The organism is Rhizobium sp. 05L419, from assembly GCF_056397845.1.
Map to the genome: position 1 here is coordinate 146954 of NZ_JBFTOF010000012.1, position 15502 is coordinate 162455.

The window sequence follows — 15502 nt, forward strand, 5'->3', positions numbered from 1 at the left end:
CGTTTACCAGTTTCAGCGGCAGCGAACATTGGTAGGACATTAGTAATCAACTGGCCCTAGCTTCCTGCGGAAAGTCGCTGAAGGAGACACGGCGTTGAGTTCCAAATTACGGCACCTTTTGATGGCGCTCGGGGTATCGATGGCGATGTGGGCCGGTATCATTGGCAGCGGCAAGTGGATGGTCAGCCAATTTCAGGCGGGCATCGACCTTCAGACGACGGCCAGCACGAACTAGGTCGCCAAAAAAGCGGGACCCTAGCAGAAATCCAAACTCCCATGGCCGGCCAGAATTGTTTGATGCCGGTGTTCATGTTGGAGACGCCTCCAGCCAAAGTGGACACGCGTTCCTCCGCGCTGTCCCCTGTGCGGCTCTTCTGCCGGATAGCAGCAACCGGAACCAAAGCTCGCTTCGCTGCTATCGATCCAATCAAGCGAACGACGTTCACTGTGCACAACTCCAAGTGTGATAGTTATCCGTGAATTGTTGAATGATTCTGATGATTTATCGCTGGAATCTACACGGAAGACCTTGTCATTCCCGCAAATCTCTAAGTAGAGTTCTTGCACTATATACGGGGCATGCTGAGGGTGACGAGCCCGTTACCTTGGTGTGTCGCGTGCGGCTTCCACTCGTCTACCGAGGGTTATTCATGGTCATGCATAAGAAGGTTCGGCGCGCGGTCTTTCCAGTCGCCGGCCTCGGAACGCGTTTTCTTCCGGCGACGAAAGCCGTCCCAAAGGAGATGCTCACTGTCGTTGACAAGCCGATCATTCAGTATGTTGTCGATGAGGCCCTTGAAGCCGGCATCGAGCACTTCGTCTTTGTAACGGGGCGCAACAAGCACGTTATTGAAGACTATTTCGACGTTCATTTCGAACTCGAACAGACGTTGCGTGAGCGCAGCAAAACAGCGGAAATGACGCTGCTGGCCCAGCAACTCCCAAAGGCTGGTACCGTCAGCTTCACTCGTCAACAGGAGCCTCTTGGGCTCGGGCATGCGGTCTGGTGTGCCCGCGAAATCGTAGGCGACGAGCCTTTTGCTCTGCTGCTTCCGGACATGATCATGCGAAGTGAAAAGAGTTGCATGAAGGGGATGGTCGAGCTTTATGATGAGCGTGGCGGCAACGTTATCTCAGTTGAGGAATGTGCACCAAACCAGGTTCATAAATATGGAATAGTCGCTATCGGCGAGGAAAGCGGCGAGAGCGGTTATCGCATGACAGGCATGGTTGAGAAGCCGGCAGTGGGCACTGCACCATCGAATTTCTTTATCAACGGGCGTTACATTTTGCAGCCGGAAATTTTCAAAGTCCTGGAGACCCAAGAGCGTGGTGCCGGCAATGAAATACAGCTGACGGACAGTATGCTCCAACTCCTTAAACGCCAGGAGTTCACCGCTTATCATTTTCGAGGCTCCACCTATGATTGCGGATCCAAGGATGGTTTCATTCTCGCCAACGTGGCCTTTGCGCTTGAGCGAAGCGATATAAAGCCCTATGTCGAGCCCCACATCAAAGCCATGTTCCAGGCGCTAGGGTAGGTTGTTAAACGACGTTGGCGCGAACTTTTAACATTGCGCAGCTTGCTCCGAAATTGGCAACCCTCGCGGTGAGGAGAGTACGTTCACTTGCCGCGTGCGGAACGCTGCAGGGAATCGGGAAAGGGCGCGTCGTTGGCGACCACCCGCAACCCCTGGTATATGCGGCAAGCAAGAAGCCATCGCAACAAACGAAGCCGTGCCCGCAATGGTTTTGGTTCTCTATTTTTTTTTCGATCGCTAGTATCGCAGCGATTGTGCTTCTTTCCAAAGACATGAAGCATCTGCACCGGATTGAAGAGCGTTTGGGGCTGATCACGCCGAGGGTTAGCCAGGCGGAGCTGATACCGAGTCGCGGTTTCGTCAAACCGGAAGTGTTGGTCGGGTTGCCACCTAGCGTTTCCCGCCAACCGCTCGATACCACGGTCGCAGGCTTTGTTCGCAGATGGGTCGTAACAGGCCCGAACCTGTGCGCGGCATATCGTTCCGCTGGCATCCACGTTGGAGAATGGCGTCAATCCGCATTCGACGAGGGAACTTTTGAATGCACATTCGATAGCGTCGCCGAAGCTGGACAGGAAGTGCAAGAAGGCTCGTTGTTCATCGTCGTTCGGGGACGCAGAGACGGGACGCTTAGCAGCGTTCGGGTCAAATTGGTCGATCCGCAGACTGACCCTAGCGGCGATATTGCTTCTGCGACATTAAATATTTTTGAAGTCACCTTGAAGGAGACCACCTGGGAAGATCTTTCCCCAGCCTTGTCGAAAATAAGGACATTGCGCGAAGTTGATCTTAACAGCTTTGCTTCCGACCTGAGATTCGTAAAAGAGCTGTCCAACGAAAATAGCTTCAACTTCATTCTGACAATTAGGCCGAACGAGAAGATGCAGCGTCAAGTAGCATCCTATTTTTCAGCAGAGGGATGGCTACCGCCGGCCGATATAGGGGTATTGTGGCCAACGGCGAGGACTGCAGAAAATACAAGCTCCTGGCCAAACTGACGCTCAAAGCGCAAGCTCTCCCAGCACCAATTTTGGAGCAATCGGGTTTCCTCACAGCAACGCCGCGGCTGCTATACTTGTCCCGCCATTGCTAATGCAGCTTATCGCTGTCCAACGGCGTTCCAAACGACAATACAACCAGAGAGATTACCCAGGGCGACGAATCATTTATCTTGCCCGGACATCTTTTTTGCTCTTGCAGGTTCATCCAAGGGTGTAATTTTGTTCACCAATCGTAGGAAAAAAGACACACATGTTAACCCAAATTGCTGTTTTTCTGCTGCACTGCAAAAAATCCAGTTGTTAGCACTTGCGAAATAGCCGCTGATTGGTAATCACTTCGGTTAAGGCATTGGTAACCATGCGCGGCAGGAATGCACGAACTGCGGCGCACTCATAATTTTGTTTTCTTTGTTAGGGGCTCGGCGATGACGGAGAATTTTAAGCGCGTGATTGTTGGTGGAGTCTCTACTGCTTGTGTATCGCGTAGCGATCTTGTCGAGATCATGCTTGCGAAGAAGAACGACGATAAAGCTCCTGCAAAATTGCTATTTGACATCAATGGACAGGGTCTTGCGCTTTGCCTTTTTGATAAGAAGTACCAGGCGGACCTTAATGCCGCAGATATAGTTCATGCAGATGGACAACCATTGGTAACAGCCTCGCGACTTCTCACCCGTACTCCCGTCCCGGAGCGCAGTGCAACGACTGACTTGTTCCACGATGTTGCAGCCGCAGCTCAGAGGGAGGGCAAGAGTTTCTTTCTGCTCGGTGGAAGTGATGAGGTTGTGCAGGCATGTGCCGAAAAGATGCGCAAGCTCTATCCCATGCTTAAAATTGCCGGACTGAGGAATGGCTATTTCTCACCTGCACAAGAGGCCGATGTCTGCCAGCAGATTAACGATTCCGGCGCGGATATTGTCTGGGTAGGGTTGGGCAAGCCGAAGGAGCAGGCTTTTTGTGTTCGCAACCGCCAAAAGATTGATGCGAGCTGGCTTGTTTCCTGCGGTGGATGCTTCAACTACGTCACTGGGGCTTATGCCCGTGCGCCTGGCTGGATGCAACAGACCGGAACCGAGTGGCTGCACCGCATGCTGACGCAACCTAAAAAGCTATTCTGGCGCTATCTCTCCACGACGCCAATTGCGCTTGTGCTCCTTATTCTGCGAACCGCCGAACAGGCGGAGCCACGTGGGCGATTGCAATCATCCACCTGACGAACTGACATCAAGATGATTGAAGGTCGCTAACCGGCATGGTTGCGTTAATTTTCGCAGTCAGGGGAGTTTTCACGGGTTGAATAAAAGCGACTTCTGAGGCTGCAATTGACCCAAAAAAGGTCTCGCCAGAGTTAACTATGCTTTAACCTTGCGGGTGACATCGAAGATAATATTTCGTAATTTATACATGGGCTTAGAACCTGAATCTTAATGGGGTTTCCAGTGTATACGGCAGTACAAAATCAGGAACGGTCAGACGGATTTCGGTCGCGATCAGCGTCTCTTGACGCTCATCCAGCCGTGCAACCAGGAGCCGCAAACATCGGAACCGGTTTTCAAGTCCGGCGTTGGCATTTGGTGGCTAAACGCGCGATGGACATTGTGCTGTCTGCGGGAGCTCTTGTAACGTTTGCGCCAGTTCTCCTCGTGATCGCAATCGCAATTCGATTGGAGAGCAAAGGATCGCCGTTCTTCTCGCAGATCCGCTGGGGCCGCGATGGTACGAAAATTCGTGTTTTGAAGTTTCGTTCAATGCGCGCTGAACTTGGCGATCCAACTGGCGTGGCTCAAACCGTGCGCGGCGACCCACGTATCACCAAAGTCGGGGCACTGCTTCGTCGCACGAATCTCGATGAGTTGCCGCAGATATGGAACGTCCTGCGGGGCGACATGTCTCTCGTGGGGCCAAGGTGCCACGCAGTTGGAATGCTTGCAGGTGGCATTCTCTATGAAGAACTTGTGCCCGAGTACCATAAGCGGCACACGGTGCGGCCCGGTCTTACAGGGCTGGCGCAGATGCGCGGTTTGCGCGGTCCGACAGACAGACCCGCAAAGGCGCGCGCGCGTATAACCTCCGACCTCTACTACATCGAAAACTTCTCGATATTGCTGGATGTGAAGATCCTGGTCGGTACGTTGATTTCTGAATTGCGCGGCGGCAAGGGGTTCTAAGTAGTCACCCCACCGCCACCCTGCGATGACCTGATAGACCTTCAATGGCGTGAGTTCATGAATGAGGCTGGGGTGCGATGCCTCTACTCCGCCGAAAGCAACGATGCCTCTACCCATTTTCTGAATGGAAAAAGGCACTTTGGCTGCGCCCCGGTGGTGTCGCGAAAACAGCAGGTCGCGTCTGCAGTTGGAACCACGCTGCGGCCGCATCATTGACCGAGCAGACCGGCACAAATTTGCGGCCGCTCCCCTCCAGCGCCCACACTAGCATGTCGTTTCTACCCCCGCAGGCGGGACACCGACCGGCCACTGGTTATGCCAAGCGGCAGCTCATGGCCCACAACGACCTTCCAGGCGATAACGATTGACCGTCATCAGCAACCAGCAGACGCACAGAGCTGAGGGTCCGTATGAAGGCTCGCGTCCGGAGAAATATGCGTCGCAGTTTGCGAAATTCTCCGCGGCTACGCGCGCAATTCAGAGATCACGTAACTATGCTGCTTGAGCAACTTCCTCAGGGATAACGAGGGCCTTTCCAAAGCGTCCGATATTCTCGTCGCCCCAACTCTTCAAAGACACAAGAATCGGCTCGAGACTGCGTCCCAACGCCGAGATGCTGTACTCAACTTTGGGAGGCACCTGGGCGTAGACCTTCCGGTTGATCAACCCGTCTTCCTCCAGCTCGCGGAGCTGGTTGGTAAGCATGCGCTGGGTAACGCCTCCGACTTGCCGTCGAATTTCATTGAATCTCAACGTGCCGCCAAGGAGATGGAAAAGGATGACGCACTTCCATTTTCCGTCGATCAGACTGATGGCGGCCTCCACCGAACAGCCTGGATTGCAATCGAATCGCGAGTGACGGACCTTGGCCATAACAGTATCCTTTTTGACACTATGTGCAATGCTTGTGCGTATCGCACAATTGTAAGATACGATCTAACTGTGTCTCCAGCAAGCAGGAGAGACCAGAATGAAAGCTGTTGGATACAAGATACCATCACCGATCACCGACGAGGCCTCGCTCGTCGATATCGAACTCCAGACCCCAACCGCGACCGGCCACGACATCCTTGTCGAAGTGAAGGCCGTGTCGGTCAACCCAGTCGACTACAAGGTGCGTCGCAGCACACCACCTCAGGGCGACGCCTGGAAGGTGATCGGCTGGGATGCCGCCGGCATCGTAAGCGCCGTTGGTCCCGATGTAACCCTGTTTCAACCAGGCGACGAGGTTTTCTATGCCGGCTCGATCACGCGCTCCGGCACGAATGCCGAATTTCATCTGGTCGACGAACGTATCGTCGGAAAAAAGCCGACATCCTTGAACTGGGCTGAGGCCGCGGCCTTGCCACTCACGGCGCTCACCGGATGGGAAGCATTCTTCGACCGCCTCGATGTAAGTAAAGCCGTTCCGGGCGCTGCTCCGGCAGTTCTTATCATCGGGGGAGCAGGCGGCGTCGGATCAATCGCGGTTCAGATCGCCCGTCAGACCACGAATCTCATAGTGATCGCCACCGCATCCCGGCCCGAGACAAGGCAATGGGTCGCATCGCTTGGTGCCCACCATGTCATCGACCACTCCAAGCCACTTGCTGCTGAAGTGGCAGCCCTCGGGATCGGGTCTCCAGCGTTCGTATTTTCAACGACCCATACTGAGAAGCATGTCGAGCAGATCGCCGAACTGATCGCTCCACAGGGTCGATTCGCCTTGATCGATGACCCTAAGACGTTTGATATCATGCTCTTCAAGCGGAAGGCCGCGTCAATTCATCACGAATTGATGTTCACCCGTCCCATTTATGGCACTCCCGACCTGGGGGAGCAGGGCAGAATTCTGAACGAAGTCTCGCGTCTCGTCGATGAAGGAAAGATTCGCAGCACGCTGACTGAGCGCCTCTCTCCGATTAACGCCGCGAACCTTAAGAAGGCCCATGCTCTGATCGAGCGCGGGAGCGCAATTGGCAAGGTCGTGCTCGAAGGCTTCTGAGCGAAGCGGCAACCGGACAGCCAATCAACCCCAACAAAGTCGGTCATGGGATCGCTTCTTCAGAAAGAGACTGACGTGAACACTGAGATCAGATCCACAAAATCCATTGCCACCGCCTCGATCAACCGCGAAGCCGCCGCTGCCCTCATCGGAGCTGCACTGGCGGCTGCGCGAGAGATCGGTTTCGAAGCCGCCGTTGCTGTCACCGATGCGACTGGCAATCTGCGAGCCTTCGAGCGGACGGACGGCGCGCCGTTCCTAACGGTGGATGTTGCCATCGACAAGGCGTGGACCGCATCGTCCTTCGGCTTTGCGACACACGTCTGGAATGACTACGTCACGAGCGATCCTAAGGTAGCGCCGCTCGCCTATCGCCCGCGAATGGTCGCGGTCGGGGGTGGCTACCCAATCCTTGAGAATGGCAAGCTGATCGGTGGCATTGGTATTTCCGGCGGCAGTTATCAGCAGGACCAAGACGCGGCAGTTGCTGCTTTAGATCGGTTGGGCTTCGACGTCGCGGCATAACCAAGGCGCCGGCCCCTCCACCTCTATGACGAGCGGGGGCTGCAGCTTGCGAACTGATTGACGGGCGTTTTCCGGTGTTGGGGCAAAGTTGCCCCAAAGCAAATTGGTGGCGTCTGCTACATAAGACCGCAAATTTGGGACGGCTGGCTAGTACCTCTGTTGCCGCGCGCCCGTGAAAGACAACGGCCGCCCCACGTGGCGCCTTCGCACCGGAAGCTAGACTGCCTGCCCTAACGCCCATTTCCAAAGGTCGAACCGATCCCTTCCAGGCAGGCGGCGATTGACGGCCCGCGCGCCCGCGATCTGTAATAGCAACTTCGCAGCACCTTGCCTTTGAAATTTTTGGCTTTGAGGGCAGTCGAGGTGCTTAGGGGCTGTATGAAGCAACGCGACCGGAGCGATTAAAAAGTGGGGAATGCAGGTGGTTGCGAGCGCGACGAGGGAGCGCATGCAGACAAGATCGGAAAAGGCAGCAACAAACGCGACTGGCACCTGGAAGTGCTGTAGGCGCAGAATTGGAGTGGCGAAACCAAGCGTGGACCAGGTTCAGCCTGAATGGCTCGGTCAATTACGGTTTCTTCGATAGCGCGCCTGTTGCGTAAGCGCGCTCCGCTATCAACTCCGATCCCTTGGCAGTCAAATGCCCGTAGTCCCATTGCACTGGGACGCCATTGTCCTCGGTGACGCAGGCGAGTGCCGGGTCTGGGCACAGGAAGGAATATGTGGAGACGTAGTCTGCGCCTCCGGACCTCACGGCGTCAGACAAAAGGCGATCTGTCAACAGTTGCTCCGGATTTCTGCCCGTCAAAAGCAGATCCCCATTTCCTCTCCACGCGGTCTGACCAAGCAGTCTTGGGAGCGCGAGATCGTACTCGACTATAGGCCCGAACACGACAATCTTTCCTACCTTGCTACGCAAAGTCCTGATCGTGCGCTCGACGTCGGGGACATCAGACCCAATCCATCTCGCGGATAGAACGAGCACATCGATCCGATTCCGTTGGATAAACGGCCCAAGCGCCATTCCTATCAAATCTGTGCAGGTGCGCTCACCCTTGGAGGGGATTACGGGCTTGCATCCCGTCGACGTCGCCTGCATGACATTGGTGTCCGTCAGAACCTTGTGGAGACCGCTCCAAAGGTGCGCAGCATGGCTGTCGCCCACCAAAAGTAGGTTGGAGTTCTTGGACGACGGCGTCATGCACGAGCCGCGATCGAAATCCGAGAGACGATCGAGGTGCCCAAACAGGAAGCACGTGCCGCGTCGATACACCGGCGCATCGTCATATTCGAGATAGGCTGCGAGTCGGTTGCTCTCGGCCTGGGCATTCAACCCGGAATATATCCATAGCCCACAGCTAAATACACCAAGTGCGACGCAACTGATCGATGCCCACTGCCAAATCGAACGGCGACTAGACAGTATTCGTCGATCTCGGAAAGGCTGCTCCACGTACCGCCACGAAAGGTACGCCGCAAGAGTGCTCGCCACGCAAAGACCGAACGCTTCAAGCAAGTCTAGTGTGCGGCCAGCTCCGAGTTGATAGTAAATCAGAATGGGCCAATGCCACAGGTAAACCGAGTAGGAAATCTTCCCAAACCAGACAAATGGCGAGCTGGAAAGCAGCCTTTTGACGAGCGACGTGTTATGCGCACCTATCGCTATAACGATGGCGGTCGCGGCACAGGGGACCAAGGCATAAATACCTGGAAACGCCAACCCTGAATGGAGTTTGTAACCACAGGTGAGCAGAAGCGCGAGCGCTAGCCCTGCGACAGTTTCAGCGAGTATTGGCTTTAGCCGCGGTACGGAAACATAGGCGAGAAGTGCACCCAGGAGAAGTTCCCATGCCCGCGTCAGCGGGAAGTAAAATGCGAAGTCTCGATTCATTTGCGTCAAGACGACGCCACCCCCCAGACTGACAATCATCACCACCGCAATCGCCAAACGAGTTTTCGTTGCGGGCAGCCGGGACAGTGCTTGCATAAAGAGCGGAAAGCCGAGGTAGAATTGCTCTTCGACGCCAAGCGACCAGGTGTGGATCAATGGTTGCGACGCCACATCGGCGGAAAAATAACCTGCCGATTGGAGAAGATAGAGATTGGAGGCGGAGGCCAGCGTAGCGATCGCAGTCATTGCCGTCCGCTTTAACTCCAAGGGAAACAACATGAATGGTGCGATCGCAAGTGTGACGGCCAAAACAACGGTGAGAGCTGGCAATATCCGCCGCACGCGCCTTTCGTAGAAACGGCTGACGGTGAATGATCCGCGCTCGAGATCGGAACGCAACAGACGCGTGATGAGAAAACCTGAAATAACAAAAAAAACGTCGACGCCGATGAAGCCGCCACGCAGCGGACTTATGCCCGTGTGATAAATGAGGACCATCGCAACGGCGATAGCTCGTAGCCCATCAATGTCCGCTCGATAGCCTTCGGGAGCTGGTCCGGTATTCAAACTGGGCTGTATTCTGCGCCCACGGTCAACTGCGGCGACGGGACGCGCGTCAACAGGCTCAATTTCGGCTGCCACTTGCTCGCCCGACATCTATCAAAGTCTCTCTCGTTGGGACGCCGCTCTTGCGGTTGCCGGAACGCCTGCCGGGATTCAGCTACAATCGCCGCTCCGACCCCCGAACAGTCAAGCGGCGCGACGTTATTCGGGGAATACTGATATTCCAAGCAAGATCAATGGGTGCCAAAATATATTGTTAACGTGAACACTTACGTGTTGTTTGATTGCCACATCCGACGCCTGTAATTTGCCAATCCTTGTAAACATGTTGCGGTGCACTAGCGCTTGCAAAATTCATCGGCTAATGCCTGTGCAAATACTTTTTTGATAGGCTTTCGATGAATACGAGTAAAATTGGTAGAGACGCTCTAGGTATTGCCTTTCTTGTTTTACTGTCGAGCTGCACATCGTTGCCTCAGTCCGGCCCGGATGGACACGCGGTCGACCAGAAGGCCCGTATTCGGGTCACGACTCGCGACCAAAAGGTTGGCATCGACTACGCCTTGGTCGATTTGAGCAAGGACACCATCGGCTACTTCGGCAATCCCACCAGCGGGTCTTTCAAAGGTACTTTCGGTGGAGGGCGAGGCGGCCCGGCCGACGTGCCCCTCGGCTATGGAGATGTCGTTCAGGTTTCAATTTTCGAGGCGCAGTCCGGTGGGCTGTTTATTCCAAGTGATGCGGGCAGCCGGCCCGGCAACTACATCACGCTTCCGAACCAGACCATTGATCGGTCGGGGATGATAAGTGTTCCTTACGCTGGCCTAATTTCTGCTGCCGGTCACAGAAAAGAGGATGTCGAACGAGCGGTCGTCGACAGGCTCAAGAGTAGAGCGATTGAGCCGCAGGTGGTGTTGACCACCGTCACAAGCAGGTCCAGCCAGTTCTCGGTCCTCGGTGATGTCAAGAGCCCGGCGAAGTTTGAGCTGAGCTCTGCGGGTGAGCGTGTTCTTGATGCAATTTCCCAGGCCGGGGGCCTTTCCGAAGCTGGCTTGGAGACCAACATCACGCTGCAGAGGCGCAGTCATACGGCAACCATCGGCTACCGTGCGCTGTTGGAAAATCCTGCTGAAAACATCTATCTCTCGGCTGGTGACACGGTTATCGCCGATCACAAGCGCAGGACCTATACGATCTTCGGCGCCGCTGGGGAAAATGGTCGGTTCGACTTTGCGGATGCCAACCTGACACTCAGCGATGCGCTGGGCAAGGCGGGCGGGCTTTCGGATACTCGGGCCAATCCGTCGCAGGTCTATGTCTATCGGCAGGTCGATCGTCGTACGCTTGAAAGAATGGGCGTCAACGTATCTCGCTTTGGAAGCGAGATAGTGCCTGTGGTTTTCCGTGCCGATCTACGTGATCCAGCGGGTCTGTTTACGGCTCAGAAGTTTGCGATGCAGGACAAGGATGTCGTCTACATATCCAATTCCGATTCGGTGGAACTGACCAAGTTCCTCGATGTTCTCAATTTGGCAGCGTCAACTGCGAACCAGGGAGCGTCTGTCGGCAAATGACCTTCGCCGGCGTCCAGCCATTCGTGTTGCGGGAGAAGGCGGTTCTACTGACTGGGAGGTATTCTGCGCGGAGGGAGGAGGGGCATGCGGCTTGAATATCTTGCAAGCCTTATGCGCTCGACGTGCGGTATGAAGTAAAACAGGTGAAGGCCTCCTCGTTCGGTGGACTTCGATCGTATTCGGTGTGGCACAGTTTCGCTACGATGAGCGACGGATGTGCCGCTTGGCACGCCAACCTCTAAAACTAAGAGTCATACATGCTGTCTCCAGATAAAGTGGCCTCCTCCAGCGATGATATGTGGGAAACGAGCGCTGTTCAGCCCATTGATTTTGACCGAATCATCGCAATCGCGCGGCGCCAATGGCGTGTGGTTGCGATTTGCAGCCTGATCTTTATGGCTCTGGGCGTTATCTATGCCCTTAGAGTGCAGCCCAAGTTTACAGCGGAGAGCCGCTTGCTCATCGAGCAGGGCAAGAGCGGAATCGTCAATCAGCTCTCGGATTCCGGCATCACGGTCGACGATGAAGGCACGGTCCTGAGTCAACTTGAAATACTGACATCCGATACGATCGCGACGGCGGTGATCAAGAAGCTTGATCTTATCAACAATGAAAGCTTCATGAATTCCGAAGGTTCCTTGCTTGGCCAGGTTCGGTCCCTTGTCAAAGGGATTCTGTCAAGGGACTCCGCTCCTGCGGAAGACGCGATGGCTACTGCGACGACGGCATTAGTCGAAAACATGGATGTAAACCGCGTCGGGCGCACCTACGTGCTGAGTATCGGCTATACGTCTCAGGATCCGCTGCTCGCGTCACAGGTTGCGAACGCAATCGCCGATGCCTATCTCGTCGACAAGCTGAATTCGAAGTATGAGGCAACAAGGCGCGCCGGCGACTGGCTCGAGCAGCGCATCGACGAGCTCAAGCAAAAGGCGTCTGAAGCCGACCTCGCCGTTCAAAGGTACCGGTCCACGCATAATCTGATATCAGCCAAAGACGGCGTGCTTGTGAGCGACCAGCAGCTTTCGGAGCAAAGCACGGCGTTGACTGCCGCCGAACAGGATACTGCACGAGCCCAGGCCAAGTATGATCGAATCAAGGTGATCATCGATAGCGGTCGTACAGATGCGATCGTCACCGACATTCTCGACAGTTCAATTGCGATTGACCTGCGCCAGAAGTATCTCGCGGCTTCCAAAACCGCCGCCGAACTAGCCAATCGCCTTGGGCCAAATCATGCGCAGGTTGTTCGACTGAAAGCGGAAATGGCCGAATATCAGCGCCTGATGCTTGAAGAAATGAGCCGTATTGCCGAAAGCTACCAGAGCGAGCTGCAGATGGCGACGACGAAGGAAGTCTCGTTGCGCGCGAGCCTTGCTCGCGCCTCCGGCGTCACGGCCGCTGCAAACGAAACACAGGTCCCGCTACGTGAACTCGAACGCACGAGCGAAAGCTACCGGCGACTGCTGGAAACCTCGATGCAGCGCTTCCAGGAAGCATCGCAGCAGCAGTCGTTTCCGATTGTCGAAGCACGCATCATCACGGAGGCAAAGCCGCCGATAAAGCCAAGCAAGCCAAAGAAGCCGCTTGTGGTCGCGATCGCAACGTTCTTCGGTCTGGCACTCGGGAGCGGCCTTGGTGCATTCCGAGAGTTTCGCGATCGGTATTTCCGTACTGGTGAGCAAATCCGTCAGAAACTTGATCTGGAATATCTCGGCTCGATACCGCTAATCCTCGAGGAAGCTACCGTCGTCACAGCCGGATTGTACGACAGCCCGCGGTCGATCAGGCCAATGAGCAATCTTCAAAGGTATGTTGTCGACCACCCGAATTCCGCTTTCGCAGAAACGATGCGGAGCGCCAAGATCGCGGTGGATCTACAGACTGGCGCAAAAACCGGGAAGATCGTCGGGGTGATATCGACTTTGCCTGGTGAGGGTAAATCGAGCGTAGCAGTGAACCTCGCGCAACTGCTCGCGATGCAAGGCGCCAGGACGCTTCTAATCGACACGGACTTGCGCAATCGCGGGGCAACGCGTGCGATCGGCCTGCACGCGGAGGCCGGATTGGTTGAAGTTCTGCTTGACGAACGGCCGGTCGCCGAAGGGCTCCTGTTCGACCCGCAGACGCGTTTGACGTTTCTGCCAACAGCGCTTCGGCGGCGCGTTCCTCATTCTTCGGAACTTTTGGCATCTCAGGCGATGGAAAAGCTGCTGGACGACGCGAGGTCACGATACGACTACATCATCTTGGATCTGCCGCCGCTTCGGCCCCTGGTTGATGCGCGCGCAATTATGCCCCTTTTGTCCTCGGTGCTTTACGTCGTTGAATGGGGGGGGACATCGAGAAAGATTGTTCGTGACTCTATCTTCAACGAGCCACGTCTGCGTCAGAAGTGCGCCGGTGTTATCTTGAGTAAAGTGGATACAGAGAAGATGAAGATGTACCAGGACTTCGGTTCGGAGGAATATTACTCGTCTCGGTACTCGGCCTACTACAACGAAAGTTAATGGCGAAAGCGACTACATTCAGTCGCCAAGCAGATACGAGTTGGAATAGCGACCGTAAACGGATCAGACGATATGCCCGACCAAGATACTGTCGTTTGCATTGCGACGTACCGGCGTCCTGCCGGACTTTCCCGATGCCTCGAAAACATCGCGCGCATGCATACCGATCGGCTTTTGCGGGTCATTGTTGCCGACAACGATGCTGACGAAGCGGCGGGGATCGCGATCTGCGGCGCGGCCGAAGCTGCGGGTTATCCCTATCCGATTACGTCTGTCCGGGTCGCTGAACGGGGGATATCTCAAGCGCGCAATGCCCTTGTTGCAGAGGCGATACAGGATCCGCGGATAAGGTTTATCGCCATGATCGACGATGATGAGTGGCCGGAGGGCCGCTGGCTTATGTCGCTCCTGGACGTTCAACAGAGCAGTGGAGCGGACGTCGTTGGTGGTCCGGTAAGTCGCGTCTTCGCAAAGGCAGTGCCGAACTATCTTGCGACGGCCAATCTCGCAGATTTCGCGAGCATGAAATCCGGGCCCGTCGACATCGTTGACGGCACATGCAATGTCTTGATCAGCGCTGATCTGTTTCGTAGCGGAAAGAGTCCATGGTTCGACCCCGCCTTTGGCCTGCTCGGGGGCGAGGATACTGACTTCTTCCTTGGCCTAAAACTTCACGGGGCACGATTTGCCTGGGCGCCCGGTGCCGTGGTTTTTGAGGAGATGCCTGGATCGCGCTCTTCCGTTGCATGGATGCTCCAACGCGCCTATCGGTTCGGCAATACCTATATGCTTGTTAGCTTGAAACATCGTCCTCCCGGCTTCGGCTTTGGCAGCGAGGTACTGAAAATTGCGGGAACATTGGCGTTTGCCGCTGGTACCTTCGGCCTGTTCTTCTGGCATCCGGCACGGCGTTTCGAAGCAGCTCGACTTGTGGCGAGAGTACTGGGGAAACTCGCAGCTCTCTTGGGTCATCGGCACGCAGAATACTCTGCGATCCAGCGTCACGAGAGATAACCGATGGATCGCAGCAAAAAGCCTGAACTGGATGACGGTAGTGGTGCCTTCAATATTGGTGTTCAACGACGGGTAGCGCAGAGAATTGGAAGTTGTTTGTTTCGCGAATGAAGCTGAGATGTATGCTTGACTTTTGACAGTAAATTGATTTGCTGCGGTGCAGCATTATTGAGAATTGAAAGCAAGTTCAAACACGTTTTCAGGATAAGAGAGTACTATGCGCATTGTGATGATTGGTTCTGGATATGTCGGTCTCGTATCCGGCGCTTGCATGGCCGATTTCGGCCACCACGTGACCTGTGTCGACAAGTCGGCCGCCAAGATCGACGCTCTGGAAGCTGGCGAAGTGCCGATTTTTGAACCAGGTCTGGAAACGATAATCGCGCACAACCGAAGCGCCGGCCGACTGGACTTCTCCAAGGATCTCGCCGCTCCGGTTGCCGCAGCCGACGTGGTCTTCATCGCTGTCGGCACGCCGTCGCGTCGTGGCGACGGCCATGCGGATCTGACCTATGTCTATGCGGCAGCACGCGAAATTGCTGCCGCCGTAAACGGCTTTACCGTCATCGTCACCAAGTCGACGGTTCCCGTTGGCACCGGCGACGAAATCGAACGCATCTTCCGCGAGGAGTTCCCGGACAAGGATATCGCCGTCGTCTCCAATCCCGAATTCCTGCGCGAAGGTGCAGCGATCACCGACTTCAAGCGGCCCGACCGCATTGTTCTCGGC

The 15502-nt window shown here is 55.4% G+C and carries 12 protein-coding genes and 1 pseudogene; 11 read left to right on the top strand and 2 right to left on the bottom strand.

Going from position 1 to position 15502, the window contains the following annotated elements; translation table 11 throughout:
- Window positions 1-94: 94 nt before the first annotated feature.
- From AC1DMK_RS17065 to AC1DMK_RS17085, 5 genes are all read left to right on the top strand, one after another.
- Window positions 95-235 carry a hypothetical protein gene (locus AC1DMK_RS17065; RefSeq protein ID WP_477860566.1) on the top strand — a complete coding sequence of 47 codons (141 nt, stop codon included), beginning with the start codon at window positions 95-97 and terminating at the stop codon, window positions 233-235.
- 415 nt (window positions 236-650) lie between these two features.
- Window positions 651-1541 carry a UTP--glucose-1-phosphate uridylyltransferase GalU gene (gene galU / locus AC1DMK_RS17070; RefSeq protein ID WP_477860568.1) on the top strand — a complete coding sequence of 297 codons (891 nt, stop codon included), beginning with the start codon at window positions 651-653 and terminating at the stop codon, window positions 1539-1541.
- A 14-nt stretch (window positions 1542-1555) separates the two neighbouring features.
- Window positions 1556-2539: a DUF6030 family protein gene (locus AC1DMK_RS17075; RefSeq protein ID WP_477860570.1), complete on the top strand. Its 984-nt coding sequence runs from the start codon at window positions 1556-1558 to the stop codon at window positions 2537-2539.
- A gap of 428 nt (window positions 2540-2967) precedes the next feature.
- On the top strand, window positions 2968-3756 hold the full coding sequence (locus AC1DMK_RS17080) for a WecB/TagA/CpsF family glycosyltransferase (RefSeq protein ID WP_477860572.1): 789 nt from the start codon (window positions 2968-2970) through the stop codon (window positions 3754-3756).
- A 213-nt stretch (window positions 3757-3969) separates the two neighbouring features.
- A complete protein-coding gene (locus tag AC1DMK_RS17085; protein ID WP_477860574.1) occupies window positions 3970-4710 on the top strand; it encodes a sugar transferase in 741 nt (246 codons plus the stop codon).
- 492 nt (window positions 4711-5202) lie between these two features.
- On the opposite strand, the gene AC1DMK_RS17090 is transcribed toward AC1DMK_RS17085, so the two are convergent.
- Entirely contained in the window at window positions 5203-5583 is a 381-nt protein-coding gene (locus AC1DMK_RS17090; protein WP_477860576.1) for a winged helix-turn-helix transcriptional regulator, read from the bottom strand.
- A gap of 97 nt (window positions 5584-5680) precedes the next feature.
- Between AC1DMK_RS17090 and AC1DMK_RS17095 the strand changes: the two genes are divergently transcribed.
- Together AC1DMK_RS17095 and AC1DMK_RS17100 are read left to right on the top strand one after the other, a co-directional pair.
- Entirely contained in the window at window positions 5681-6694 is a 1014-nt protein-coding gene (locus tag AC1DMK_RS17095; RefSeq protein ID WP_477860578.1) for a zinc-binding alcohol dehydrogenase family protein, read from the top strand.
- Window positions 6695-6769: 75 nt separating this feature from the next.
- Window positions 6770-7219: a GlcG/HbpS family heme-binding protein gene (locus AC1DMK_RS17100; protein WP_477860580.1), complete on the top strand. Its 450-nt coding sequence runs from the start codon at window positions 6770-6772 to the stop codon at window positions 7217-7219.
- Between the two features lie 568 nt (window positions 7220-7787).
- Here the strand turns inward: AC1DMK_RS17100 and AC1DMK_RS17105 are convergent.
- Window positions 7788-9767: an acyltransferase family protein gene (locus tag AC1DMK_RS17105; RefSeq protein ID WP_477860581.1), complete on the bottom strand. Its 1980-nt coding sequence runs from the start codon at window positions 9765-9767 to the stop codon at window positions 7788-7790.
- A 305-nt stretch (window positions 9768-10072) separates the two neighbouring features.
- Here AC1DMK_RS17105 and AC1DMK_RS17110 point away from each other — a divergent pair, with 305 nt between their 5' ends.
- The 4 genes and pseudogenes from AC1DMK_RS17110 to AC1DMK_RS17125 all read left to right on the top strand — a co-directional run.
- Complete coding sequence (locus AC1DMK_RS17110) at window positions 10073-11248, top strand: polysaccharide biosynthesis/export family protein (RefSeq protein WP_477860583.1); 1176 nt, start codon at window positions 10073-10075, stop codon at window positions 11246-11248.
- Window positions 11249-11505: 257 nt separating this feature from the next.
- The gene (locus AC1DMK_RS17115; RefSeq protein WP_477860585.1) at window positions 11506-13758 is read left to right on the top strand and encodes an AAA family ATPase; all 2253 of its coding nucleotides are present in this window, start codon (window positions 11506-11508) and stop codon (window positions 13756-13758) included.
- A 72-nt stretch (window positions 13759-13830) separates the two neighbouring features.
- Entirely contained in the window at window positions 13831-14772 is a 942-nt protein-coding gene (locus AC1DMK_RS17120) for a glycosyltransferase family 2 protein (RefSeq protein WP_477860587.1), read from the top strand.
- Between the two features lie 217 nt (window positions 14773-14989).
- A pseudogene (locus AC1DMK_RS17125) lies at window positions 14990-15502 on the top strand (UDP-glucose 6-dehydrogenase); the annotation flags it as partial.